Raw genomic sequence first — 25771 nt, forward strand, 5'->3', positions numbered from 1 at the left:
CGGCCCTAGAACCAATACATCAATTGCAACGACCACATTTTCCACTTTTCATCGGTATGGGAAGCAACATTTCTATCCAGTAAACTCACCACGCGTGTGGCACCTTCTGCCCAATGATGTTCGCCTTGTAAACGCCAATTAGGTGCAATGTCGTAACTAAAACCAACTGTCACAGTATCTTGGTAGGCGAAATAAGCCGGAATAAGACCGCCAGTGAACATCTCAAGCCTCTCACCATTGGGGTCTGACACATCATTGGTATAAGTGTCGTAGCCCACCAGAGCACTTAATTGGCTGTTGAATAAATAGCGAAATTGAATAAAGCCACCCTCACCGGTGCGTTTTTCGGTGTAATCTGGAGCGAAAAGCCCAGCACTGTCTTGAATTTCACGCAATATTTCAGAAGACACTTCCCAATTTTCTGAAAAATACTGCGCAGACAACATAAAGCGTTGAATATTGGCTTTACCCGACAACCGATTGTCAACCTTGGCAGCTTTGTAGGTAAAATCAGAAGACAGCCAACTTGCACCTATTTTCATTTCCATGGTGGAAGGCTGCCAAAACACACTGGCTTGATGCACAAAATCTTGTTTGATTTTGCCCTTTGCTTCTTCCCCTAACAAAAAGTCACGCTGGGAATTATTGATAGATGAACGTCCGTAGCTCCAATTGAGCTCCCAGATATTATCTTTGCCATAGCGAGAAAAACTGGTCTGCACTCCATTGCTGCCCAACGCAACATCGCGAAACCCATCAAAATAAACCGATTGAGGGAGCACTGCTGTATGACGTGTTTGCGGTACATCCCGCGTTACTGAATACAGCCAATGTCTATTTTTGAATCGGCCTAAGTGAACCTGAGCTTGCCAGCCACTGCCGATATTCGGCAACTTCCAATCAATGAAGAGATAATCTAATCGTGTACCTTGTTCAAACCTATTCCCACCGTCCAAATAATTCACTTGCCCTGCAATGGAAATATTTTCTACCACTTGGTAATAACCGTTCAGTCCAACTTCAGTAAGTTCGCCCGTGATGTCATCGTTATCGGTGATAAATAAGCTGTCTTTTGATTGTGTAAGACCTTGTGATACATAACCGTGCCACGACAAGCCTTCAAAGTTTGCCTGAACGACGGTGCTAACTAGAAGCGAAGTGAAAAATAAAAATTTTCTTATCATTCGACTACCTCTAAATGCCGTAATTTGGCTATTTTGTCACTTTCAAGATACCCGATGGCCCCTTCTGTATTCTCAAGCGCTTGCACAAGCTCTTCGTATGACGATACACGCACAGGCGTTACTCCTTGCCCAGAATAAGTAATTTGATCCCACAAGCGAGACAGCTGATAAGGAAACATTTTTAGCGTGTCGCGGCAGAAGCGTTTGTGCAGTTCGTTATTGTCATGCAGTACAAATACTGTGATGCGCGTGCCATCGTGCCAGTACTGACGATGCCCCGTGAAAATTTGACGCAGTTCGGTGCGCTCTAGCTCCGACATTACTACACTTTCGTTAACCATGACATTGAGCTCTGCGGCATTAACTTTGTGCACACACAAAAATACCACCGCGATAACAAGCAGTGTTAAATGTATATTTGAGTGGTCAAAAACAGCTGACAGCCACCGCAAAGCTGGCTTTTTCATCTCGTAACGACTCCCTGTTATAGCAAAGGAAAGACTGCGCTCGTTTAAGTGTAGATTCTAGTTGTTAGTTTTACCTTACAACGACATTAATTATCCAACAAATAACGAAACTTTTTGTTGAACCATATCAAAGGTTATTTTATTCATAAGCTCGCTACCCTTTGCTCTTGTACCCCAGGGTAACGCAGTCCAAAGCTTTCCTTTTTGCGCTTCAATACACTCGTCGTATACTGATACAACGTGCTGTAGATCATTGTATGGCCCCGTTCTTCGGGGGTTTGAGTGTGCATACAAACCAATGACGGGCGTACCAACGGTGGTTGCCATATGTGCTGGCCCGGTATCAGGCGCAATAACCAGCTGAGCGTGTTTCAATAGCATAAGCAACTGGTGCAACGACGTTTTACCAGTAAAATCTTGTATGTCCTTTTTGGCAAAACTTTTGATGGCGTCTGCGGTAGTTCTGTCCAGCTTACCCGGGCCACCACAAAGTATCACTTTTACGCCCTTTTCTTGAATGTAGTCAGCGATTTGAGCATAGCGCTCTGGCAACCAGTTGCGCTCTGCTTTACTTGCCGCGGGCGAAATAACAACATATTTCCCCAATTCACTGGCCTGCTCCTCACCCCAACGTTCGTCTTCTTCAGATACCGGAATACACCAACTGGGTTTATCAACCTCTGGTACACCCAAGGCGTCCGCAAAATCCATAAAGCCGTCTAGCACATGGGCATGCTTTCTTGGCGCAACACGGGTATTGGCGAATAGCCAATGCAATTCTTTGCTGCGCGCCCAATCAAATCCAATGCGCTTTTTCGCTTTTATCACCCGCGATGCCATATTGGAGCGCAATGCCACTTGCATCATTAGTAATGCGTCAAAAACATCGTCTTTTACAGCATCTTTTAGTGCTTTCACAGCTGCCTTACCCTGTGACTTATCGAAAATGATAAAGCGCACATTTGGCATTAGCCTAACCAATTGATATTCAACTTTGCCAATGACCCACGTAATTTCAGCATTGGGCCACTGGGTTTGAATGCGCGTTACCATAGCAGCCGCATGACAGACATCCCCTATTGCTGATAAACGCATTAAACAAATCTTTTTTACCACAGACGCTCTCTCGTTGCTGAAAAACCAAAATAAATCATTAGAATGTGAAATTTACCATAACTTGTGGGCAACATGGCGACAATACGACGCGACATCGGTGCTGGGCACTATTTTATATTTGATGACACTTTAGTGAGTCATCCCAATGAAGATATGTTTAGCTCACATTTTTGGCAACTACAAAATAAGGTAACAGGCCAAGCAAAAGGACGTGGTACTACCATCTTCATACAACACGAACAACAGCAGTGGGTGCTGCGGCATTACAAGCGCGGCGGTATGATTGGCAAGTTGCTCAGTGATCAATACTTCTTTGTCGGTGTTGAACATAGCCGAGCGTTTAAAGAGTTTCGATTGCTCTCGCTTATGCAACGCCAAGGCTTGCGTGTACCCGTACCTGTCGCTGCACGAGTTCATCGTCGTGGCCTTATCTATCGCGCTGACCTCATCACTCAAAATATTCCCTATAGCCGTGACTTGCATCATATGCTTTGTGAAGCACCGCTTTCAAACGACGACTGGTCTAATGTAGGCAAAGCGTTAGCGGCCATGCACAATTGTCAGGTTTATCACCATGACGCCAACATCCGAAATATCATGATGGATAACAACCGACACATCTGGCTAATTGATTTCGACCGCTGTGAAGTGCGTTCTGGTGAAAGTTGGAAGCAAAGTAACCTCGACAGGCTACTTCGTTCACTGCGCAAAGAAAAAGAAAAGAACACCACTTTCCACTGGGAATTTGCTCAATGGCAATACTTCCTCTCGGGTTATAAAGGTGCAATTAATGCCCCCAGCTAATTGGTAATTTATTTCATTGTGATACATTAAGGCAAAGCGAACAGATCGTAGCTAGCAATAATCACTTTCCAACCAAATGACACGAGCTTATGCATACAAGAGCACTTTATCCTGGCACTTTTGACCCAATCACTAACGGCCATGCTGATTTAATTGAGCGCGCAGCACAGATGTTTTCTCATGTGATAGTTGCCATTGCATCAAACCCAAGTAAAAAGCCACTGTTTACGCTGGAAGAACGGGTTGAGATGATAAAAAAAGTGACCGAACACTTACCCAATGTTGAAGTTGTTGGTTTTACCGGGCTACTGGCTGATTTTGCCGATCATCAAAACGCGACTATCCTGATTCGCGGTCTACGTGCCGTGTCTGATTTTGAATATGAATTCCAACTGGCTAACATGAATAGAAGGCTAAACCCTAAGCTAGAAAGCGTATTTTTAACGCCGGCAGAAGAAAACTCTTTTATTTCTTCCACTTTAGTAAAGGAAGTAGCATTGCATCGCGGGGCAGTAGGTGGCTTCTGTCACCCTGTTGTTGAACAAGCTTTGCAAGACAGACTTCACCAAAAAGCCTAATCGTTCGTCATAAAGTACTATCGTTGGCAGTGTGTGCAAAAAAATGTATTGCGCTGCCCAATCACCTTACTTTGTATTTCTTTACCGCACACTTCGCACGGCTTCCCTTTTCTTCCATATACATTTAGGTGTTGTGCGAAATACCCTGGGTTTCCGTCTGTTTGAGCAAAGTCTTTCAATGTTGTGCCACCTTGCTCAATCGCTTTTGCCAGTACTTGCTTGATGGTTTGTGTTAAACGCTTGTAGCGCTGAGCACTGATATTTCCAGCTGGGCGCCTAGGGTCAATTCCAGCCAAAAATAGGGCTTCATTCGCGTAAATATTCCCCACGCCAACAACCACGCTATTGTCCATAATGAAGTTCTTAACTGGGCCTTTTCGACTACGAGATAAACTAAATAGACGACTATCATCAAAATCTTCTGTAAGCGGTTCTGGCCCTAAATTACCTAACATGGCAAGTGGTGCACTAGGCGCTTGCCAAAGTACGGCACCAAAGCGTCTAGGGTCGTTAAATCGCAGGCATTTTCCTGTATTAAGAACAATATCCACGTGGTCGTGTTTGACCAGTGGAGTGGTACTATCAATTACCCGTAATTTCCCTGACATTCCCAAGTGCAGCACAATAGTGCCTGCTTGGGTTTCAATTAAGAGATATTTAGCACGACGCTTGACCGCCATCACTATTTGACCTTCAGCAAGCGAGATCTCTTCTGGAATTGGCCAGCGCATTCTGCGTTCCCTAATTACCATGCGGGTAATGGTATTACCCAGTAAGTGAGGTGAAACTCCTAAGCGACTGACTTCAACTTCTGGTAATTCAGGCATGTTAATATTCCGCTGTTTAGATAGTGCTGATCATTCTCTGGTTTGGCGATCCCAAGGTTGCGCTATTCCTAGATAGTGCTGTTCCAAGGTAAGAGTGTGGTAAAAGTTGCATTGGTAAGAGAATACCAATTGCCTTCAAACTCAACTAATGTAGGTGTGGTATTAGGATAAAAGCCATATACAATACCGTTTGGTTGACCTGCAATCCACACTACGACCACGTGAGGTTGTGACTGAACAACACTTTCAGGTACGGATGTAACAGGTGTGATCGCAGCTCGCTGCCACTCTGAGAATTGTCGGTCAGGAGCAACAGAGAGTGTTGTAGCAAGTGTGCTCTGTCGCCATTGCTGACCACTGCGCTCTAAGCTATTGCCGTCTTGTTCAATTTTGAGGACATACGCCCCTTCTGGCAAAAGCGTGCGTGATTGCGCCACGTCAGGCTTGGGGAGGAAGCTGTCTAAATTGAACAGGGCTATCATTATCAACATGGCAATAATAACCACATTGTTCATAGCGCGCTGCGAAATTCTTGCCACTGTCTTTATCCAAACACTCTTTTAATATACGCAATATTAATGTGTTAGTGCACTAGATGCTAACCCTTATTCGCATTAGTCCAATTAAACAGGCAAGGATCTCAGACCAGCTAAACATCGCTTAAGTGATCGAGGTACAAAACACTATTATGATCACAAAGGGCTGCCGACAGATCCTGAGGATCCGCCTCCATTTCCTTGTCGATCAAACGCAAAAAACCCAGCAAAAGCTGGGTTTTCGTGGAGACAAAAGCAAGTGCTCTTAGAAAAGGGCTTTACTTGATTTTTGCCTCTTTGAACATAACGTGCTTACGCACAACGGGATCATACTTTTTGATCTCCATTTTGCCAGGCATGTTACGCTTGTTTTTATCAGTAGTGTAGAAGAAACCTGTACCTGCTGAAGAAACTAGTTTAATTTTATCACGCATTGTCGGCTTCCTTAGATTTTCTCACCACGGGTACGGATATCAGTAAGTACTGAATCAATACCTTTCTTATCGATGATACGCATGCCTTTCGCAGACAAACGTAGCTTTACAAAACGGTTTTCGCTCTCAACCCAAAAACGGTGTGTTTGAAGGTTTGGCAAAAAGCGACGACGAGTCGCATTTCTTGCGTGTGAACGGTTATTACCAACCGTTGGACGCTTACCTGTTACTTGACATACTCTTGACATTGTATTTGTCTCCAGAACAACGATAACTGTCGCGTCAGTCGATCCCAGCACTCAAACAGTCGTTGGGTCAAATGACGTATTACTATAAATTAGAGGGCGCATTTTATACAGCAAAGGCAGGATCATTTCAATAAGAAACTACAAAAAGGTTACTTTTTAACTGTTTTATGCTCAAAAAATTAGCACTCTCTTGCGAATTTCCCCATTATATACTGAAGCGCCTTCAGATTTTAGCTCGAATGCTAAAAATAATTGAGTACGCATGATAACAGGTCGTTATGGTAGCAATTATTGGTTTATGTTTACTCACCCATGAGAACCGCCACAAAAAAAGCTACGAGAGGATCATCGTAGCCTTTGAATGTTAGTCATAAAAAGGTGAGCGTATTTCCGTCATATCAATAAGACGAACAGGGCGCCTCAACATTTGCCCACCATCACGAGAAATCGGCACCCACGGGAATAAACCTCGTCCTTTTGCCGGTTCTAACAAGAATAAATCTGTGGGAATTGAAATATAAAACCCTTTGGTGAAACTCCCTTCACCATACTCTTGCGATGATACATCGGTAAATGCAGCATACGCGCCCACCACAATCCCGCTGTCGAATCGTTTAGCAAAATCAATATTCACGCCTTTGTCTTTTGCCAAAAACTGACCAACGCTTACACTTATTTGTGTGCCGTCTAGAAACTCAGGTTTCCAATATACACTCGCATGGCCCGTAATTGCTTCGTAATCTTCCGTTGCAAGTTGCTTGAAAGGATCGCGCTGTTTTACATAGTTAATATCAAAGCCGTAAGCCAAATTACTATCTACAGGGCGATAAAGAATTTCTCCCCCCACGCCTGCAAACATAGTTTCCAAATAGCCAGCATATACTTGGCCGTAAACATTCTCTGAAAGGTTGTCCTTATAATGCAAAAAGGCTGTATCTAGCCATACATCATTTTGCGAGACATATTCTCTTACCCGCGTTCTCACTCGCGGTAATGCGGCCTCTTCACCATCAACTAAGTAATTAAACTTATCAAAGTTATCCAGCAGGGTAACACGTGCACCACCAATAACTGACAGCTTGTTGTTGAATGCGTACCCACCATTTAGCATTGCCCCCATCTGATACAAATAGAAAGCTTCAGGGTTACCAAACGATTGGTTCCAAAAAAAGTCAGCACTGTAAAAAGCACCACTTATTACTTCTGGATCATAAGCATCAAGTTGTGCTTTAGTAGGTGTTGTTCTTACATAAGTTTCTTTAATATCAGCGTCTACCGACTCATATCGTGCCGCTGAGATAAATGCCTCTGCGTCAACTTGAGTATCAACCATTGGCAAACCAGCGCGACTATCGATAATGTGATAGCTCTTCACACTATCAGGTAGTTCTGATGCAATTACGCGCCCTAGCCTTTCAATGGCTTCATCATTATTGCGGTAATCGACTTGCGTACCATAGAATGTAGCGCTGTCTTCGGTTAGCTCAGCATCAGAAAGCAAAAAGCCCCCCGAATAATACATACTGTTGTAGAGACGGGTTTTGTTCACATCATTGAGTGTTGATGGCGCTCTGCGAGTCATCAAACTTTTGGGCGCTTCATCGTATTTGATTTGAGACGCAGAGTTCATATCAAACTGATAGCTAACGCCAAAGCCAACGGTATTTCCACGCTGATAGTTCAGGCTAAAATCAAGCCCCTTGTAACGGTAAACTGCACCTACATTCCATCGAGAATCTTGTTCTAAAGGCCCAGCTCTATCTCGTGAATAGTCATTACCTTCAAACTCTACTTTTAGCGTTAGCGGCTCCCAAGGCGTTTGATATTCTATTCCTCCAAAGAAAGCCGCTGTTCCTTTGAAAAATTGGTCGTAATCAACCTTACCACCACGCCCAGAGAACCCACCAGGTCGTTCACAAAAGCTATCTTTAACTTTACAAAACGGGTTAGCAATATCATCTGCTGTACCAAGGTATCCCCAGCCCAAACCAAGGTGAATATCAAAAGGCCCAATAGACTTACTGGCGTTCACATATTCGCTTTCAAAAAAACCAGTTCCGCCAAAATCTCTGAAACCCACGCTAATATCTGGTAAGTAGTAACTCTCTTCCCACAGCCTAAACTTTACATCTAGCCCTTTGTCTTTAAGCGTTTGATCTCCACTAAACGATTCAACGGGACTATAAAGACGAGTACGTACATCGGTATATCTAGCGGTAGCTTCCATCCAGTCGAACAACTGAATGTTCACTGACCAAAAACGATACTCGCCATTATCAGTATAGTTAATTGCAATTTCACCATCTTCGCGCATTCGCGCTGTAGGTGTTTGAATTAAGCCGTTACCACCCTGAACCATTTGTGTAGGTACAACGCGAATTTGCGTATCAGCGCTAACGCCAGAGGAAAGTGCGCTACCTACGACAAGCGCAATGGTAGATTTCTTTGCTATAAAAGACGCTTTCATTGAGGAAGAACCCTGTGTACTGCTAACGCGACCACGCGCTCATTGAGTCGTTTTAATTTGTTACTGAAAAGCTCATTTGAAATGGGAATGTATACTTGGCTACCTGGCATGATCTGCGAGAAATCTAAATTCCAATACGCGATACCTTTCTCTTCAACCTGTCCCGTAGGTGAGATTAGATAAACATGACTCCTGTCAGCATCACTGGCCTTCTTAACGGTGTTTACCGCGGTGTAAATAGACGTATCACTCAGGTGCTGGTAAGCACCAGGTTTAAGTATCGCGCCAGAAAAATGCACTACATTTGGTCGCCCATTTAGCCTTATCCAGTACTTACCCGGTTGAAACATTGGGTTTTCCTCAATCAATAGACGAGCACGATTATATGAAATAGGCATATTAATACGGGTAGACACCGTCCATGAAGCCACCTGCTGATATAAATTATCTAATGCTTTATGTGTCTCAGAGTCTTTGTCAAATCGCGAGAGAAGATCGCGAATTTGCATCAGTATGGCATCTTGCTCGTTTTCAGCCGTTGGATCTGTTAGGTTAAATGCCGCTGCAGCGGGCCAATACCAGTCTCCGTTATCAGCAACAATTGATAGTGCGCTCGCCAGTCTTATCGGGCGATCGAACAAATAGGTTTGCTTATTTATTCTCACCGTTACTACGGTATCATTTGCCATTAGTCCCGTTGAAGAAAAAAGGCAAAATAAAGCAATAATATGGGTAAAGTGCTTCATTATAGTGCAACTCCTTGCGCCTTCATTTCGCGTACAATACGGCTTAGATACACCATATCGTAGCGATCACCTTCTGGACTAAATTTTTGCTGTGAAGCTATTAACTGCTTGGTCGTTTTGTGTAGGAAGTAAATATTTTCCCATTCAAGCCCAGTATCGATAAATGGGGTATATTCAGGAAATTTTACGGTTTCGACCACTTTAATCAATGGGACTGAAAAGCCCATATATTCATGAGTTTCCTCTCCTCCAATACGCCAAGAAGAATCTACAGTAAGGCCAAAACCAACCCCATCTACATCCACCTTGCGCTTCCATGAATAGGGTAATGTATCGTTCGCCGCTAATGGGATATGTTGAAGGTTAGTTGTGTAATATAAATCGTGTTGCAGCCCTTCTGTCTTAACTATTACACCATGTTCAATGGTGAAAATAACTTTGTCGCCAGACACCCAACGATATTTATCGCCATCTATATAGGTCAAAGCCAACGATGATGTTGAGCGATCGCCTGCTTCAATTTGCATAATATCTGCTTTGCTTGCAGCAACTTGCTCTGGAGTATATTTGACCGTTCTGTCTTTTAAGGCTTGTCTAAAGGTATTGTAATAAGCAAGTGTGGTAGTAGAACAACCGGAAAGAAAAAGCACTGCTGCCCCGAAGAGGGCAAGCCAACAGTTTGATTTCATTGGAATACGCCAACCAAAAGTTAAATCATTCGATGAAAATAAAAAAGCCGCTAATAAAAGCGGCCTTTTCAATCTTTAACTAAATTTTACTGCAACGTAGGTGCGTATGTAAATGTAACTGGCACTGTAATCGTTTGCGTAATTGTTTGTGTACCTGATACTGTGACCGTGTTAGTCAATGTGTTCGTTGTACCTACACAAACGCCATCTACTAGTGGATCGCTGCCTTCACACGTTGGTTCTAATGGAGGAGGGGTAGGACCTTCGCCACCACCATCGCTTCTATTGTTAGCGATTATCCCACCTAGGATAAGTGCACCCACACCAATTGCTGTCATCTCTGACTCATCAATTGCTCCAATGCCAAAGCCATTATCGTTAGCTTGGTCTTGTGTTGCATTTACACCTGTCGCCATAGTCATGGCAGCAACCAATGCAATAACTGACTTTTTCATAACAGTCCTTTTCCAAAAATTTACCCACTATTCCTATGCTAAATCATTTTAAGCGCTTTGACTACATTATAATCGACAAAATGATTTAGTTTTCTTATGTTAACAAGCCTCGCTGTGCAAATGAAATAGTTTCTTTATCCCCAACCACAAAATGATCTAACACAGGCACGTCGATCGCAGTCATTGCGATTTTGATCTCAGAGGTCAAACGTATGTCTGCGTGGCTTGGTTCTGCTACTCCTGAAGGATGATTGTGTACTAATATCACAGCGGCTGCATTATCGATCATAACTTGCTTGATCAATTCTCTGGGGTAGACCGCTGCACTATTGATCGTGCCGCTAAACATAGTTCGAAATGCGATCAATTGGTGCTGACTATCTAACATCAATAGTGCAAATTTTTCTTGCTCACAATCGCGCAACTTGGCTTGTAAAAATCGCTTCGTATCTTCCACATTATTAAACACGCTTTCTCGTTTTAATTGGACTTCTAAATGTCGTTTAAAAATTTCAAAGCCAACTTGAAACTGAGCATAGTGACATATTCCTATTCCTGAAATAGAGAGCCATGCGGCTTGAGAAGCAGTTACCACACCTCGTAAGTTACCAAATTCATTCAATATTTCATGCGCTAACATAAGCGCAGACTTACCTTTTATCCCCTTTCCCAGTAATACCGCAATAAGCTCTGCATCACTTAAATGCTCTACACCGTGCTGTAGTAGCTTTTCTCGGGGCTGCTCACTTTTAGGCCAAATTCTTATCGACATCGTAGTACAAATCCGTTTAATTACAGTGAATGTGTTTATAAACAAATACACAGTAACAAACGACTGTATTAAAGGCGGGTTCGATAGGAGCAGTGCTTTATTAGCTTTTGTTCAGCTATCCGATTTTGCTTCTGCATGTTAGGCTAAAGGTAATTTGTAAACGTTGTCGTTACTATGTCGATTGCTAATAAAAATATTTTACTTGGTATAACAGGTGGTATAGCCGCCTATAAAACACCAGATTTGGTGCGTAAACTCACTGCGTTAGGTGCAAACGTGCGTGTTGTTATCACTGCATCAGCCGCCGAGTTTGTCAGTACATTGTCGTTGCAAGCTGTGTCGGGAAACCCTGTTCATCATCATTTACTCGACCCAGCAGCAGAAGCCGCTATGGGGCATATTGAACTAGCGAAATGGGCCGATGTGCTTTTAATTGCGCCGGCAACAGCCAATACCCTAGCTAAACTAGCCCATGGAATAGCCGATGATTTACTTTCTACGCTTTATTTAGCCACTACTGCCGACATTTACGTCGCCCCAGCGATGAATCAGCAAATGTGGAAAGCGCCCGCTACGCAAAACAATCTGCACATGCTAAAAGAACATGGCGTGAAAATGATTGGCCCAGCTGAAGGTGAACAAGCATGCGGTGATGTAGGTGCAGGTAGAATGGTTGAGCCTGTAGATATTGCTAGCTTACTCAATGAACAACATGCGTTAACGCGTCATAATGACCCAACGCACAACACGCTAGCCGGTAAACGCATAACAATTACAGCCGGACCAACTCGAGAACCGTTAGATCCTGTGCGCTATATATCTAACCACAGCTCTGGAAAAATGGGTTTTGCCATTGCACAAGCAGCTGCACTTGCTGGAGCTGAAGTAACACTTGTGGCTGGCCCTGTGTCTTTGAACACGCCAGAAGGCTGTAAGCGCATTAATGTAACAACAGCAGATGACATGCTAGCTGCCTGTCAATCAGTTGCCACATCAACCGATATATTCATAAGTACTGCGGCTGTGGCCGACTATAAGGCGTCGGCTGTCGCCAATAATAAAATTAAGAAAACGGGTGAAGAGTTAACACTTACTTTTATTAAAAACCCTGATATTCTAGCTACAATATCAGCTAGAGATGACAGACCGTTTTGCGTTGGCTTTGCCGCAGAAAGCCAAAATGTTGAAGCATATGCCCGTTCTAAGTTAGAAAAAAAGAACTTAGACATGATTGCAGCTAATGACATTACAACGGAAGGTTTAGGGTTTAATAGTGACCAAAATGCACTTCATGTTATATGGTCAGACGGTGAAAAACGCCTGCCAGCCACCAGCAAAAGTGAGCTAGCAACGCAACTACTGTCACTTATTGCAGAACGTTACTCTACAGCCTTGCCCTCGTAGCTGTAACGACCATTTTTGCAAGAAATTGCAATTGAGAATAATAAAAAGTGAGTAGATACCGATAACGTATCCAGAATAAAAACGATAAATATAAACTATTTGGTGCAAGCCAACTTAAACATGGAGCCCGAGTGAGTATTGCTCGGTTGCGGAGGAAATACAGTCGTCATGCCTGCTGTCAAAAAAACCAATCGCAGAGCACTCATTCTGCAAGCACTCGCTGGAATGCTAGAAACCAGCCCAGGTCAACGAATTACTACTGCTAAACTTGCGGAGAAAGTTGGTGTTTCAGAGGCTGCTCTCTATCGACACTTCCCAAGTAAAGCACGTATGTTCGAAGGGCTTATTGAGTTCATTGAAGATACGCTGTTTACCCGTATCAATAAAATTGTCAATGAAGAGAAAGACTCGCTGACCCGTTGCCAGTTAATATTACACCTTATTCTTGGCTTTGCTGAGAAGAACCCTGGCATTACGCGTATTCTTAATGGCGATGCGCTGATGGGAGAGCAAGAACGCTTGCGCTTGCGTATTGCCAAGTTGTACGAGCGCTTAGAAACACAATTAAAGCAAGTGTTGCGCGAACGCAAATTGCGTGAAGGAAAAACCCTTTCTGCTGACGAAGCAATTATCGCTAATATGTTAATTAGTTACACAGATGGCCGAATTAATGCCTTCATCAGAAGTAGCTTTACCCGTAAACCCACAGAACAGTTTAACGAGCAGTGGAATACCTTTAAACAAATGTTTATCTCATAAAAAACGCCTTTAAGGCGTTTTTTATGTCTAGAGCGTGTTATGCCTGTTCAATAAGTGTAATAAAGCTATCGTCCTTCAACAAACGCTTAGTAAGTGCCTGAGCATGCTTTTCATCAATGTTTGCCCACGCAGTAGGAATAACGTAATGCTCATACATAAAGTTGAGAAAGCCGCGTTTAATTTCATCGTCGCCTTCACACCACGCTAAATTATTCAGTGTATTAAGCAGCTCACTTTCATTGCTTACTTTTGCACATACACCGTCAATGCCATAACAAGCACTACCCAACACCATTACGGGTTTACCTAATAGTAAAGACTCAATACCCACGGTTGAGTTTATTGTTAATACTGCTTGTGAACGCTCTATCAACATTTGTGTATTGCATTGATTGGCAAAGAGGATTCGAGGATGTTTATGATGCAAGCTATCATGACGAACTGACTCGGAAGGGTGCTCTTTGATCACAATGTGTAAGTTAGCATCGTTGGTATTATCAATGACATTTGCCAAGTGTTGATACAATTGCCCCATGCTTTTTATCCAAGGGGAATTGGAAATAATTTGACTGTCCGTTTCCACTTGAAACGGCACAAAGATAAACTTCTCAGGTAACGCGCTGGACTCTATACCTTTTGCTTTTGACGCAATTGGCGCTCGAGGTACTAACTCTGTTGGCAGTGATTTAGCAGAGCTAAACTGCCGATAAAACTCACCATTTCGAGGCAATGAGTTTTCACAATTTACCCCACACCAATCACATGTCGTTGAATTAGGTAACAGACCATTTTCAAAAGCCACAACCTCTTTGCCCAGCGCTTTTGCCGCTGCGGCTATAGATGAGCTAGGTTGCTTTTGTCCATTCCATACCCCCACCACATCTGCTTTTGCGTTATCTATAAGCGCTGCACTTTTGGCAATATCTAGCTTTATCAAGAAGCGGCTTAACGCTTTAAAAGGAGACCACAAAAAGGAGCTTGCTAAGCGAGGGTGCTTGCGCGCTTTCTTGAGTAAATGCGGGGTAAGTAATCGCTCAATGTCAGCTTTTTCTGCTAGCGCTAAGTAAGAAAAATGCGAGGGTAAAAAGAGCTTCGCGTTTACTTTTATCACATCCACATTTAGTGGCGATAACTCGGCAAACTTTTTGAAATAACGAATATGCGAACTACCTCGCGCAACTAGCAGGTATTTTTTGTTCTGCATTACCACTCTCTCTTACATTTAATGAATTGTCTTTGAATGCATGTGCCATCTCATTTATACGCATAGCCCATTTTGACATTCAACAAGGCGAATAGCCTATGATACCAATCATCCCATTTATCATGCCAACGCTTTGACTTAAAAGTACAATAGCATTACCCGGCAGCAATACTTGGGCCGTTAATATCTGTTAGATAAAAAAAAGCAGCGTCATAAGTAAAACGCTGCTTTTGTTGGCTTTTTTACTATTCAACTAAACGGCTATTGGCCGAATGTATTGCCGAAGAAGTCACCTTTATTCCACTTTGGCTTTTCATCCTGATTAGCCAATGTTAAACCAATTTGTGCATTAACCTTGGTAAAAGTCTCTGCCGCTTTCCAGTTAAATGGCTGGTGAATATCGTCACTTGGCTTGTGATAATGGCTCGATAGGAACTGACCAAACACTTTGCTGCCATCTACGTTAGGATCTTTTGACTTAAGGCCAGGCACCATAAATACAGCAGGTACGCCTTGTTTTACAAAAGCGTAGTGATCTGAGCGAGTAAATAGTGCTTGTTCAGGCCATGGATCAGGGCTCAATGCAATATCTGCATTCGCTGCCGCTTTTTCCACTGATACTTGCAGGTCGCTATGATTTGCACCAAATGCAATCACATCAGCAAATTCATAAGTCAGAATTGGCATATCTAAGTTAACGTTCGCTACCATAGAGGTTACAGGCACGGTAGGGTTACGCGCAAAATAGTCGGCCCCCAGTAGCCCTTTTTCTTCACCGGTAACAGAAACGAACAGAATTGAGCGCTTTGGTTTTTCTTTCATTTCGCTGAATAAGCGCGCTGTTTCAAGCATTACAGATGTGCCTGATGCGTTATCCATTGCACCATTGTTAATATTATCTTTCTTAACGGTTTTAGCGAAACCAATGTGATCAGAGTGCGCAGAAAATACTACGTACTCATCTTTTAGTTTAGGATCTGAACCTTCTAGAACGCCTACCACATTCGGGCTAGTAACCACATCGTGGGTACTTTTCTTACTAATGTCGACAACCCCATTAAGGGCAAAGCCAGATGGCACTTTATCTGCTTCTAGCTGTGCGTAAATATCGTCTAAGCTTTGTTGCGCACCTTCAAACAATGTCTTAGCAGCACCTTCACTCATGTAAGCGCCACCTTTAAGCTGTGCAAAGCTATTGGCAGGCTCGCCTTTATCGTCAAGCCATGCCATACGCGGTGTATGAATATAGTTTAAGCGGCTTTGATACGGACGTACTTTTTCATTCTTAGGCGTTGTAATGGTGATCATACCAATAGCGCCATTGTCTGCGGCATACTTTTGCTTTTGATAGCCTGAAGCAAAGTGTGCTCCTTCTTCAGACGGAAAATCGCTTGGTTTACCCGCTAGTGCGACAACAATTTTACCTTCGACATCAAGGCCTTTGTAATCGTTGTGTGACAACTCATCGGCAATAATCCCGTATCCAACAAATACCATTTCGCCTTTAACGTGAGCGTCGGTACTTAGCAAACTAGGGCTAGCTAAATATTCTTTTGGATAGTCAAAACTTACCGTTTCACCGTCTTTGGTAAACGTGAACGTTGGTGATTCCTGCACTAAGTTAGCTTTGCGGAACGAAACATTTTGAATATAGCCATCAGTACCCGCGGGCTTTAAGCCGTATTTTGCGAATTCAGTCGCAATGTAGAGTGCTGCTATTTCATGACCTCGAGAGCCTGTATCACGCCCTTCTAACAAATCGTCAGCTAGAAAAAACAGGTGTGATTTAATGCGCTGCGTATCAGGGTTGAAAGTTTGTTCTGTCGTAACATGATTGTGCGCTGTTGCAGCAAATGTCATTGCTGTTATTGCACTGCCTAGTAGGAGTTTTTTTATCATTCTAATTTCACCGTTTAACAATATGTTTTACATGTTAACTTAGTTCATGGGTGTAATGCTATTGAACACCGTGTATTCACCACGTGTTTCATACCGTTGCTCGTATTTTTGTGACATTGTAAAATTGTCGCAATTATTGCTAGCCACCCGCTTACCTGACAGAAATGCACAGCGGGCTTCTTAAGTATACAAGAGACACATATGTCAAAAGACGAAACCCTTTATCGCGTGCAATTCATTAGTAACGGAGAACGTTACGAACTGTACGTAAAAACTCTGGTACAAGGTGCCCTATTTGGCTTCATCGAAATTGGTGATTTTGTGTGGGATACGCACACCAGTGTTGTACTTGATCCAAGCCATGAACGCCTTAAATCTGAGTTCTCAGAAGTGACACAAACTTATGTTCCTATGCATAATATTCTTCGCATAGATGCAGTTAAGAAAAAAGGTTCTGCCAAAATTACTAAATTAGAAAATAAATCTGATAAAGTAACTGCATTCCCTAGTCCAATTTACACACCAACGAAAGAGTAACCACCGGGTCTAGCCGGTGAAGGTTACCGGAGACCTTTATGTATCGCTACGTTTTAGCAGCCTTATTATTTGTAAGCAGCGTGGGCTTATCAGCAAAGCCTTACAACGATGAAAGCTTATACCAGCTACTCGATGAGATTTGGCAATATGAGCTTTCTGTTTCCCCTCTTTTAGCTTCCCGTGAAGGAAATAAAGCGCTTGCTTATGTATTACCTGATATTTCTCCACAAGGCTTAGCGGAGCAAAATAAACAGTGGGTAGCCTTTCAAGAAGAACTCAGTCACTACAAACAAGACAACATTTCTAAAGACGCATTCATTGCGCTATTAATGCAGCAGTATCGCCTTGCTAACTATATTGATGAATATACTTATCGTGCCTATTTAGTTCCGATTAATTCCGAGTACGGCTTTCACGGTGCAATGGCATCGCTACCGAACATGTCTACCTTCAAGTATGTTGACGATTACAAGGCTTATATCAGTCGTTTGAAGGCTCTATTGCCTTACTTTAACCAGCAAATGGCGTACATGAAACAAGCGCTTAAAGAGGGTTACACACAGCCCAAAGTAGTGCTTAAAGGGTTTGAAGACTCTATTTCGTCTTACTTAGTTGAAGATATTAAAGACAGTGGTTTTTATGCGCCATTTACTCGCTACCCTGACCACTTCACACAAGAAGAAAAAGACGAGCTAACTGCACAAGGTGCAAAGGCCATTACTGAGCAAGTACTCCCCGCTTACCAAGCATTTTATGATTTTATGGTGAATGAATATATTCCCAACGCCCGCAGTGATATTGCCGCAAATACCTGGCCTGATGGCGTTGCCTATTACGCCAATAGAGCAAAACACTACACCACTACAGATATGAGCCCAACTGAAATTCACAACTTGGGTTTGTCTGAAGTGAAGCGCATACGCAGTGAAATGCAACACATTGTTGATGAACTTGCGTTTGAAGGCAGCATAAATGACTTTATTGCTTTTCTACGTGAAGACCCTCAATTTTATGCCTCCAGCGCTGAAGATCTATTAAAAGAAGCATCGTTTATTGCCAAGAAGATGGATGCCAAACTGCCTTCTTTATTTGAGTACCTACCAAGAACACCTTATGGCGTCGCGCCGGTACCAGATAGTATAGCCCCTAAATACACGACTGGACGTTATGTTCATCCAAGCAGAGACGATCAACCCGGCTACTATTGGGTGAACACATATGCCCTTGATAAACGTCCGTTATACGCCCTACCTGCACTCACATTACACGAAGCGGTTCCAGGCCATCACTTACAAATTTCACTGGCAGCTGAGCTTGAAGACTTACCCATGGTACGTCGTAATACTTATATATCGGCCTTCGGAGAAGGCTGGGGTCTGTACTCAGAGTTTTTAGGGATTGAAGCGGGTATCTACGAAGACCCTTACGATGACTTTGGTCGCTTGAGTTATGAAATGTGGCGTGCGTGTCGCTTAGTTGTTGATACAGGTATGCATACCATGGGCTGGAGCCGTCAACAAGCCGTTGATTATATGATGGAGAACACTGCGCTTTCCGAGCATAACGTTAATACAGAAATAGACAGATATATTTCATGGCCAGCCCAAGCCTTGTCATACAAAATTGGCGAGATAAAAATAAAGGCGCTACGAGCGAAAGCCGAATCAGCGCTGGGTGAGAACTTTGATGTGCGCAAATTTCACCGTGCAGTGTTAGAAAACGGTTCAGTACCATTATTTATTTTGGAACAACACATCAACGCGTTCATACAAGAACAAGAAGAGCAAAAGGCAAATTAAGTATGATTGTTACATTTGGGGTTATCGGGTTACTCGTCCTCATTCTTATTTACTTTGTGCTGCATGCACAAAACTTGCAAAAAGAACTGGCGCTATCACGTCACTCCACTAAACAAAGTAATAATAAAGTTACCCACGCTTATCGCAATTTAGTTTTGGTGACTGATGCACTTGAAAAAAACCTTACATTTCGTATTGAAAGTGCATTTAAAAGTCGCCTCATCAACCAGGCACAGTACGATGTACTACATACATTGATGCGTAACTTTTCAACCATTGTAATGACTTGCTGTGAGAAAGGTTTTTCGTTTGAGGAGTCGTTAAATAAGGTACTCGCTTACGAGGAAATTACCATGGAAGACATAAAAGAGGTCATTAAAGAGCTGCCCAGCAATGTGCGTATGGCGTGGTCAAAAAATACGTCAGATGGCTTTATAGCGTTTTGCCAAACGGTAACTACCACTGTCTCTGGTGTCACCAAATCTGAAAAAGACACTTCTCAATAGTCAGCGACTTACCTTTACAGAAACAAAATAGCAGCTTCGTTTTAAGCTGCTATTTTTTTGCCCTTTATAACAGCTACTTTTTCTTCTTACTTTATAAACGTTTAAATTTAGTCACTGTCTACTTCACTCATATCCAGTGAGTTTTTCTTGAAATGGGTATTTGCTGCACTATAATACTGTATAAAAATACAGTTTATTTTAAATCTAATGAATGACTCACTGTCTGAACTAAATAATCATCCGCATATTTGGCGAGCTAGAGAACAAGGTCACAATGAAACGAAGTTTTCATTTGACTTTACGCCTCTTGATAACGCATTAAATGGTGGCGTAGCTTCTACGGGGTTAGTTCGTGTTTCTTCATTAGTGGGCATTGGTGAACTGTCTTTATTTAAACGTGTGCTGTGCCAACAACGTACTCATAAAATGGTGGTTTTCATTAACCCTCCAGGCTTGCTACAAACACCATGGTTAGAAAATTTAGGTCTGAAATCTACACAAGTACTCGTAGTAAACACAACCTCATCACAAGAGTCTCTCTGGGCCGCTGAGCAGTGCTTAAAAAGCACCGCTTGTCATTGTGTAATTCTGTGGCACAGCGCGATTTCAGCTAAAGCTGCAAGGCGTTTACAGGTTGCAGCAACACACAATGACGCACTGTGCTTATTGTATAGCACGCCTATAGATAAGTGGTGCAATGAAGCACAATCACTTCCTATCGTCCTCGATTTGGCATTGCAAATACAGCAGCATCATTTATCTATAAAAGTGCATAAACAGCGCCATGGCTGGCCTGTGGATAATATTACACTTTCACATAAGTGGACGCCTGATAATCATGCAATCAAATGGGCCATGCAACGCAATAAGCTTACAGGTCACACGCTACATTCTGTGAGTTAACAATGCTGTGGACATATATTTACTGCTACCAATTGACACTTGATAATCATCAGCAAAACTCTACTGATGAGCACTCTAGTGGAAAAGCAGATACCGATACTACCTACCCTGTTTGCGTGTATTGCGGTAACACCAATCGCATTATTCAGCTCAATCATGCCGCGCAAAAAATCGGTATTGAGGTAGGTCATGGTTTAGCACAAGCCGCTGCACTTTGCCCTTATATACACATTATCCCCTTTAATAAGGACAACGAGACACAATTACTTAAACAGCTGGCTCATCGTTTATATCCACTGGCTTCAGACATTGTATTGGATAGCCATAATGGCTTAGCTATTCGCTTAGATAACTTAGTGCAGTATTACGGCGGGCACAATGCGCTATGGAAAACCTTAGCCCGTGAGTTATCGTTAGCAAAAGTGCACTATCACTTCGCGAATGCGTGGACCATAGAAGCAGCTAAAGTGTTAGCTTTTCATCAAACTAATGCCTATTTCCATTCACATGAGCAAATAAAACAAGCGCTAGCAAAATGTTCACTGTCATTAACCGCACTTTCCGACAAAGTGAAAACATCGTTAAAAAGAGTAGGTATTACGCGTATTAAGCAACTTCTCGATATGCCCGTACACGAGCTAGGGAAACGCTTCGACAACAACACCATTACGTACCTTACTACATTAAGAGGTGAGGTTTTTCCGAAAGCCACGCTATTTCGCCCCTCTTCATACTTTAATAACGCCATGGCACTTCCTTTTGATATCGAAAACACACAACACCTTGTGCCTTTTATTAAACAGCAACTTGAGCAATTAGCACATTACCTACGGGCCAGAAACTTACATACCTCAAGTATTCATGTTGCTTTTCATTTTCGAGAAGCTCCAATAATGTGTTTTCCTGTCTGCTCTGCGTTACCGCAGTCTTCGATAGAAAGCTGGCTTTCACTATTAACACTCAAAATAGAACCTATTGTACTCCCTGAACCGGTTATTTCCGTCACATTAAAGTGCAATGAATTCGACGACATGGACAGTGAAAGTAGCGATTTTTTTCATAACCGATTTAATGAGATTGCCCAGAAACAACTAATTGGGCGCTTAAACGCCAAACTCGGTGATAACAGTACCTATCAACCGCAAGCTGCAGATAGTCACCAATTTGAATTTATGACGGTGGCCGAACGAAATACTGCTCATTATTCCTATGCCAGCGATATCACACCGACGTTCACATTTGAGACACCCAAACCTCTTACGCAACAAACTCAAATATGTTTTGGGCCTGTCAGATTAAGCAATGAATGGTGGCGTGGTAGCTCGTATAAACGAGACTATTTTATCGCTCAAACATCCCACGGCGTGCGCATGCTGATCTTCAAAGATGAAAGTAGCCAATGGTGGGCACAAGGCATCTATTGTTAACCATCTAACGCATGCACAACGCACCTTTATCAATCATCAAAACAAAGGAGAGTGTATGAAGTACAGTGAACTATTTTGCCAAAGCCACTACAGCTTTCTCTGTGGTGCATCTTCTCCGAATGAACTGGTAACTACCGCTGCCTTTTTAGGTTACGACGCTATCGCTATTACAGATGAATGTTCTGTTGCAGGTGTTGTTCGCGCCTATGACGAAATTAAACATCAAAGCTTACCCATAAAGCTCATTATTGGCAGTTACTTCGTGTTTGATAGGTCACTGTCATTTGTATTGTTATGCCCGAATAAACAAGCGTACAGTGAGCTATGTCGAATTATCACCAACGCGCGACGACGCTCTGACAAAGGAGAGTACGCATTAGCAGAGTGGGATTTACGTACTATTCGCCATTGTCTATTTGTTTGGTTACCAAGTGGAAACCAAGCGCATGATGAAAACTGGGGAAACTGGCTACAGAAACACCCCAACATCAATACCTACATTGGTGCACAGCGCTTACTAGATGGCCAAGACCATCACCGTTTTGCACACTATAATCACTTACAAACGCACTATTCATTTCCTGTTATCGCGTGCACAGGCGTATTAATGCATCACGCCGACCGCTTGCCATTGCAACACGTCTTACATGCCACGCGATTACATACAACGGTGAACAAAATAGGCCGCAAAGCGTTAAGCAATACCGAGCGAAGTTTGCGTCCACCGCATAAAATTAAAAAGCTCTATCCTGAGAAATGGATAGCCAACACAAATACACTTGCTAGCCAGTTCACTTTTTCGCTTAATGAGTTGCGCTATCAATATCCTGCTGAGCTCGTTCCTAAAGGCTACACACCTAGGTCGTATTTACGTGCTTGCGTAGAAGACGGTATTACTAAACGATTTTCTGAAGGCATTTCTTCAGATATCCGAGAGATTATCGAAAAAGAGCTTACGCTTATTGCAGAGCAAGAGTACGAATACTTTTTTTTGACCATTTACGATATTGTTCAGTTTGCCAAACAGCAGGGAATTTTATACCAAGGCCGTGGTTCCGCTGCGAATTCGGTTGTCTGTTACTGTTTAGAAATAACCGCAGTAGATCCTCGACAAGTGAATGTCCTCTTCGAACGTTTTATTTCAAAAGAGCGTGACGAGCCGCCAGATATAGATGTTGATTTTGAGCATCAACGACGCGAGGAAGTCATTCAATATATCTATAACAAATACGGTAGAGAACGCACGGCTATTGCCGCAACGGTTATTTGTTATCGGTTTAAATCCGCATTCAAGGACGTGGGTAAAGCACTTGGGTTTAGCGAATCTCAACTCGACTTTGTTATTAAGCAAATTAATCGCCGAGACAGAGTTATTCCTTGGCAATCGCAATTGGCTGCGCTTGGTTTACACCCTGATGATACCAAAGTGAGTCAATTAATATCGCTAACCGAGGCACTGCTCGGTACGCCGCGACATTTATCTCAACACGTCGGGGGCTTTGTTATTAGTGCAGGTCCATTATACGACTTAGTGCCTGTTGAAAATGCAGCTATGGAAGCGCGTACTATTATTCAATGGGATAAAGACGACATAGAAACGCTTGGCTTGTTAAAAGTTGATGTGCTTGCACTGGGTATGCTTAGTGCTATTCGCCGTGCATTTCAGCTAATCAACAAACAATTTCCTATACCAATCAGCATTCCTTTTATTACCAAATTAGGCGATGACCAACAAGTGTTCGATATGATTTGCAAAGCCGATACCGTAGGGGTTTTTCAAATTGAATCACGTGCACAGATGTCTATGCTGCCTCGACTAAAACCCCAATGCTATTACGATTTAGTGGTACAAATTGCGATTGTCCGTCCAGGCCCAATACAGGGGGATATGGTTCACCCTTATTTAATTCGGCGTCATGGTAATGAGGAAATCACTTACCCCTCAAAAGAAGTAAAAAAAGTATTGTCACGCACAATGGGTGTGCCTATTTTCCAAGAACAAGTTATTCAACTGGCTATGGTAGCAGCGGGTTTCAGTGGTGGCGAAGCAGATCAATTGCGACGAGCCATGGCAAGTTGGAAGAAAGACGGGCGCATTTTTGAATTTAAAGAAAAGCTCATAAAAGGTATGACGGATAAAGGATATGACAATGAGTTCGCCAATAACTTGTTTGAGCAAATTAAAGGGTTTGCGGGTTACGGTTTCCCAGAGTCTCATTCAGCGTCGTTTGCAGTTCTTGCCTATGTATCTTGTTGGCTAAAATTCTACTTTCCTGTGGAATTCTACGTTGCTTTACTCAATAGCTGGCCTATGGGGTTTTATTCTCCGTCACAATTGGTACAAGATGCCAAACGGCATGGCATAACCGTCTTAGCCCCTTGTATTAACCAGTCGAATGTCGATCACTCTTTCCTTATCGATGGGCAGAAGAAACATATACAATTAGGCTTAAGCATTATTAAAGGGCTTAGTGACGGCGCAGCACACCAAATCGTTAAAGGGCGGCCAACGAATGGTTTTGACAGTATGCACCATGTGCAACAACTTCAACTACAGCGCAATGACTTACAAGCCTTAGCTAGTGCAAATGCGTTCCGTACTCTATCAGGAAGCCGCTATCAAACTCGCTGGGAAATGATGAATACCCAAGCAAGCTTGCCCCTTTTTGATCATAAAGAAAGTGAAACGCACACCATTGCCCCACCGTCTGAGGCTGAGAACTTACTTGAAGACTATGCATCGACAGGATTGTCCGTAGACTCACACCCCATTTCGCTTATAAGACGCCAACACAAATTCAACGATATTAGTTGGGCAAATACGCTCGTACACAAAAAACATCAATCGATAGTCAAAGTGCTTGGCGCCGTTACCGGGCGACAAGCACCGGGTACAGCCGCAGGCGTAACTTTTTTAACACTGGAAGATGATACTGGAAATATTAACGTGGTCGTATGGCAAGCCACAGCTCGCCATCAACAAAAAGCATTTCTTAAAACGAAAATACTTCAAGTTAATGGCATTTTAGAGCATTCCCCTGAAGGAGTAATTCACATTGTTGCTGGTAAGCTCATTGATAGAACCCAATGGCTTAGCAAACTACAAGTTAAATCGCGAAACTTTCATTGAAATAGAACCGTGTATCGCTATAAACCAATTGGCTATAAGCGCAAGGAGGATGAATATACAAGATGCAGGGGCCACAACGTTATAAACCAACAGGGTAGACATATCAAAAATTATATCACCACTAACATGATCAAGATTTATATTGTCAACGATCATAATTCTATCTTTATGAGACACTCCATCAGCGGAAGTATCATAAAAGTCTTCATAAAAAACCGTAAGACAAACCGTCCGTGCCTTGAAACAACGCTGTATTACGCGTAACAAAGGCATTACCTATGTCTGTTGATTCATTAAAGCCAATAAACCCAAAAACTGGATCCCAAACACTATCATCTGTTGAAAAACCATCTGTGTTTTCATCGTGCGCTAATAATTGCCCTGGCCCTAAATAATCAGGATTTTCGAAAGAAGCACTAACGTTAGCCAAATCCGCTAAATTAGACCACATTGTATAGACCTCTGATAAGCTAGGTAGCCGCCAACCATAGTAAATTCCACCAACCTCTAGCTGAGAGGTTACAAAATCAAAACTTTGATTGTTGTTGATACCAAAATCCATCCAAACTAGGCGAGTATCAGTATCTTTAAAACTATTACTTACTTTAGATTCATTATCTATTATCGCTGCTATAGCACTAACGCTTATTGAGTAAGCCACTAAAAATAAACATAGAAAAGTCTTATTCACAGTATTCCCTTAAGTTATTTTGATTTTAGAGATTACTTCTACACACCTCCAGTTAACAATATTTTAACCTAAGCAATAATAGAGCCAGCAAAGTAAAAACGCGATATATCAGAGTATTATATAAAGTAAGGCAAGATATGAGCGAGAGGTGTAAAATTTATAGACTAAAAAAACCCGCCGTTAGGCGGG

25 protein-coding genes are annotated in these 25771 nt (G+C 42.6%); 10 read left to right on the plus strand and 15 right to left on the minus strand.

Annotation, left to right across the window (positions count from 1 at the left end; all coding sequences use genetic code 11):
* Positions 1–5: 5 nt before the first annotated feature.
* The 3 genes from EYR97_RS19010 to EYR97_RS19020 form a co-directional block, all read right to left on the minus strand.
* Entirely contained in the window at positions 6–1184 is a 1179-nt protein-coding gene (locus EYR97_RS19010; protein WP_131095336.1) for a hypothetical protein, read from the minus strand.
* Positions 1181–1651 carry a hypothetical protein gene (locus EYR97_RS19015; protein ID WP_131095337.1) on the minus strand — a complete coding sequence of 157 codons (471 nt, stop codon included), beginning with the start codon at positions 1649–1651 and terminating at the stop codon, positions 1181–1183. Before EYR97_RS19015 ends, EYR97_RS19010 begins: the two co-directional genes overlap by 4 nt.
* A 90-nt stretch (positions 1652–1741) precedes the next feature.
* Entirely contained in the window at positions 1742–2746 is a 1005-nt protein-coding gene (locus EYR97_RS19020) for a glycosyltransferase family 9 protein (protein ID WP_131095338.1), read from the minus strand.
* Positions 2747–2839: 93 nt separating this feature from the next.
* Between EYR97_RS19020 and EYR97_RS19025 the strand changes: the two genes are divergently transcribed.
* Positions 2840–3571: a 3-deoxy-D-manno-octulosonic acid kinase gene (locus EYR97_RS19025; protein ID WP_181409157.1), complete on the plus strand. Its 732-nt coding sequence runs from the start codon at positions 2840–2842 to the stop codon at positions 3569–3571.
* 89 nt (positions 3572–3660) lie between these two features.
* Positions 3661–4149: a pantetheine-phosphate adenylyltransferase gene (coaD, locus tag EYR97_RS19030; protein ID WP_131095340.1), complete on the plus strand. Its 489-nt coding sequence runs from the start codon at positions 3661–3663 to the stop codon at positions 4147–4149.
* Between the two features lie 17 nt (positions 4150–4166).
* Here coaD and mutM read toward each other — a convergent pair whose 3' ends face one another.
* The 9 genes from mutM to radC all read right to left on the minus strand — a co-directional run bounded on the left by mutM (position 4167) and on the right by radC (position 11323).
* Positions 4167–4976 (minus strand): bifunctional DNA-formamidopyrimidine glycosylase/DNA-(apurinic or apyrimidinic site) lyase, encoded by an 810-nt coding sequence (gene mutM, locus EYR97_RS19035; protein WP_131095341.1) that lies wholly within the window; start codon positions 4974–4976, stop codon positions 4167–4169.
* Between the two features lie 68 nt (positions 4977–5044).
* The gene (locus EYR97_RS19040; RefSeq protein ID WP_131095342.1) at positions 5045–5515 is read right to left on the minus strand and encodes a hypothetical protein; all 471 of its coding nucleotides are present in this window, start codon (positions 5513–5515) and stop codon (positions 5045–5047) included.
* Between the two features lie 275 nt (positions 5516–5790).
* The gene (gene rpmG / locus EYR97_RS19045) at positions 5791–5946 is read right to left on the minus strand and encodes a 50S ribosomal protein L33 (protein WP_012516577.1); all 156 of its coding nucleotides are present in this window, start codon (positions 5944–5946) and stop codon (positions 5791–5793) included.
* 11 nt (positions 5947–5957) lie between these two features.
* Positions 5958–6194: a 50S ribosomal protein L28 gene (gene rpmB, locus EYR97_RS19050; RefSeq protein WP_014947757.1), complete on the minus strand. Its 237-nt coding sequence runs from the start codon at positions 6192–6194 to the stop codon at positions 5958–5960.
* Positions 6195–6558: 364 nt separating this feature from the next.
* Complete coding sequence (locus EYR97_RS19055) at positions 6559–8661, minus strand: YjbH domain-containing protein (RefSeq protein WP_131095343.1); 2103 nt, start codon at positions 8659–8661, stop codon at positions 6559–6561.
* Positions 8658–9407, minus strand: coding sequence for a capsule biosynthesis GfcC family protein (locus tag EYR97_RS19060; protein ID WP_131095344.1), 750 nt, complete (start codon positions 9405–9407; stop codon positions 8658–8660). Before EYR97_RS19060 ends, EYR97_RS19055 begins: the two co-directional genes overlap by 4 nt.
* Positions 9407–10096 carry a YjbF family lipoprotein gene (locus tag EYR97_RS19065; protein WP_131095345.1) on the minus strand — a complete coding sequence of 230 codons (690 nt, stop codon included), beginning with the start codon at positions 10094–10096 and terminating at the stop codon, positions 9407–9409. Before EYR97_RS19065 ends, EYR97_RS19060 begins: the two co-directional genes overlap by 1 nt.
* A gap of 86 nt (positions 10097–10182) precedes the next feature.
* Entirely contained in the window at positions 10183–10551 is a 369-nt protein-coding gene (locus tag EYR97_RS19070) for a hypothetical protein (RefSeq protein ID WP_131095346.1), read from the minus strand.
* 94 nt (positions 10552–10645) lie between these two features.
* On the minus strand, positions 10646–11323 hold the full coding sequence (radC, locus tag EYR97_RS19075; RefSeq protein WP_131095347.1) for a DNA repair protein RadC: 678 nt from the start codon (positions 11321–11323) through the stop codon (positions 10646–10648).
* A gap of 174 nt (positions 11324–11497) precedes the next feature.
* Here radC and coaBC point away from each other — a divergent pair, with 174 nt between their 5' ends.
* Together coaBC and slmA are read left to right on the plus strand one after the other, a co-directional pair.
* The gene (coaBC, locus tag EYR97_RS19080) at positions 11498–12727 is read left to right on the plus strand and encodes a bifunctional phosphopantothenoylcysteine decarboxylase/phosphopantothenate--cysteine ligase CoaBC (RefSeq protein WP_131095348.1); all 1230 of its coding nucleotides are present in this window, start codon (positions 11498–11500) and stop codon (positions 12725–12727) included.
* 168 nt (positions 12728–12895) lie between these two features.
* Complete coding sequence (gene slmA / locus EYR97_RS19085; protein WP_131095349.1) at positions 12896–13486, plus strand: nucleoid occlusion factor SlmA; 591 nt, start codon at positions 12896–12898, stop codon at positions 13484–13486.
* A 37-nt stretch (positions 13487–13523) separates the two neighbouring features.
* Here slmA and EYR97_RS19090 read toward each other — a convergent pair whose 3' ends face one another.
* Positions 13524–14690: a hypothetical protein gene (locus EYR97_RS19090; protein ID WP_131095350.1), complete on the minus strand. Its 1167-nt coding sequence runs from the start codon at positions 14688–14690 to the stop codon at positions 13524–13526.
* Between the two features lie 261 nt (positions 14691–14951).
* Positions 14952–16589, minus strand: coding sequence for a M28 family metallopeptidase (locus EYR97_RS19095; RefSeq protein WP_131095351.1), 1638 nt, complete (start codon positions 16587–16589; stop codon positions 14952–14954).
* Positions 16590–16790: 201 nt separating this feature from the next.
* Between EYR97_RS19095 and EYR97_RS19100 the strand changes: the two genes are divergently transcribed.
* The 6 genes from EYR97_RS19100 to EYR97_RS19125 all read left to right on the plus strand — a co-directional run bounded on the left by EYR97_RS19100 (position 16791) and on the right by EYR97_RS19125 (position 24891).
* Positions 16791–17126 (plus strand): DUF1820 family protein, encoded by a 336-nt coding sequence (locus tag EYR97_RS19100; RefSeq protein ID WP_131095352.1) that lies wholly within the window; start codon positions 16791–16793, stop codon positions 17124–17126.
* Between the two features lie 38 nt (positions 17127–17164).
* Positions 17165–18925 carry a DUF885 family protein gene (locus EYR97_RS19105; RefSeq protein ID WP_131095353.1) on the plus strand — a complete coding sequence of 587 codons (1761 nt, stop codon included), beginning with the start codon at positions 17165–17167 and terminating at the stop codon, positions 18923–18925.
* A gap of 2 nt (positions 18926–18927) precedes the next feature.
* The gene (locus EYR97_RS19110; RefSeq protein WP_131095354.1) at positions 18928–19431 is read left to right on the plus strand and encodes a hypothetical protein; all 504 of its coding nucleotides are present in this window, start codon (positions 18928–18930) and stop codon (positions 19429–19431) included.
* Positions 19432–19638: 207 nt separating this feature from the next.
* The gene (locus EYR97_RS19115; protein ID WP_131095355.1) at positions 19639–20334 is read left to right on the plus strand and encodes a recombinase RecA; all 696 of its coding nucleotides are present in this window, start codon (positions 19639–19641) and stop codon (positions 20332–20334) included.
* A gap of 2 nt (positions 20335–20336) precedes the next feature.
* Positions 20337–21761 (plus strand): DNA polymerase Y family protein, encoded by a 1425-nt coding sequence (locus EYR97_RS19120; protein WP_131095356.1) that lies wholly within the window; start codon positions 20337–20339, stop codon positions 21759–21761.
* Between the two features lie 55 nt (positions 21762–21816).
* Positions 21817–24891: an error-prone DNA polymerase gene (locus tag EYR97_RS19125; protein ID WP_131095357.1), complete on the plus strand. Its 3075-nt coding sequence runs from the start codon at positions 21817–21819 to the stop codon at positions 24889–24891.
* Positions 24892–25096: 205 nt separating this feature from the next.
* Here the strand turns inward: EYR97_RS19125 and EYR97_RS19130 are convergent, their stop codons facing one another.
* Complete coding sequence (locus tag EYR97_RS19130; protein ID WP_131095358.1) at positions 25097–25582, minus strand: hypothetical protein; 486 nt, start codon at positions 25580–25582, stop codon at positions 25097–25099.
* Between the last annotated feature and the right edge of the window lie 189 nt (positions 25583–25771).

The sequence above is a fragment of the Alteromonas sp. KUL42 genome (assembly GCF_006538325.1).
In the GTDB taxonomy this organism is placed as follows: domain Bacteria; phylum Pseudomonadota; class Gammaproteobacteria; order Enterobacterales; family Alteromonadaceae; genus Alteromonas.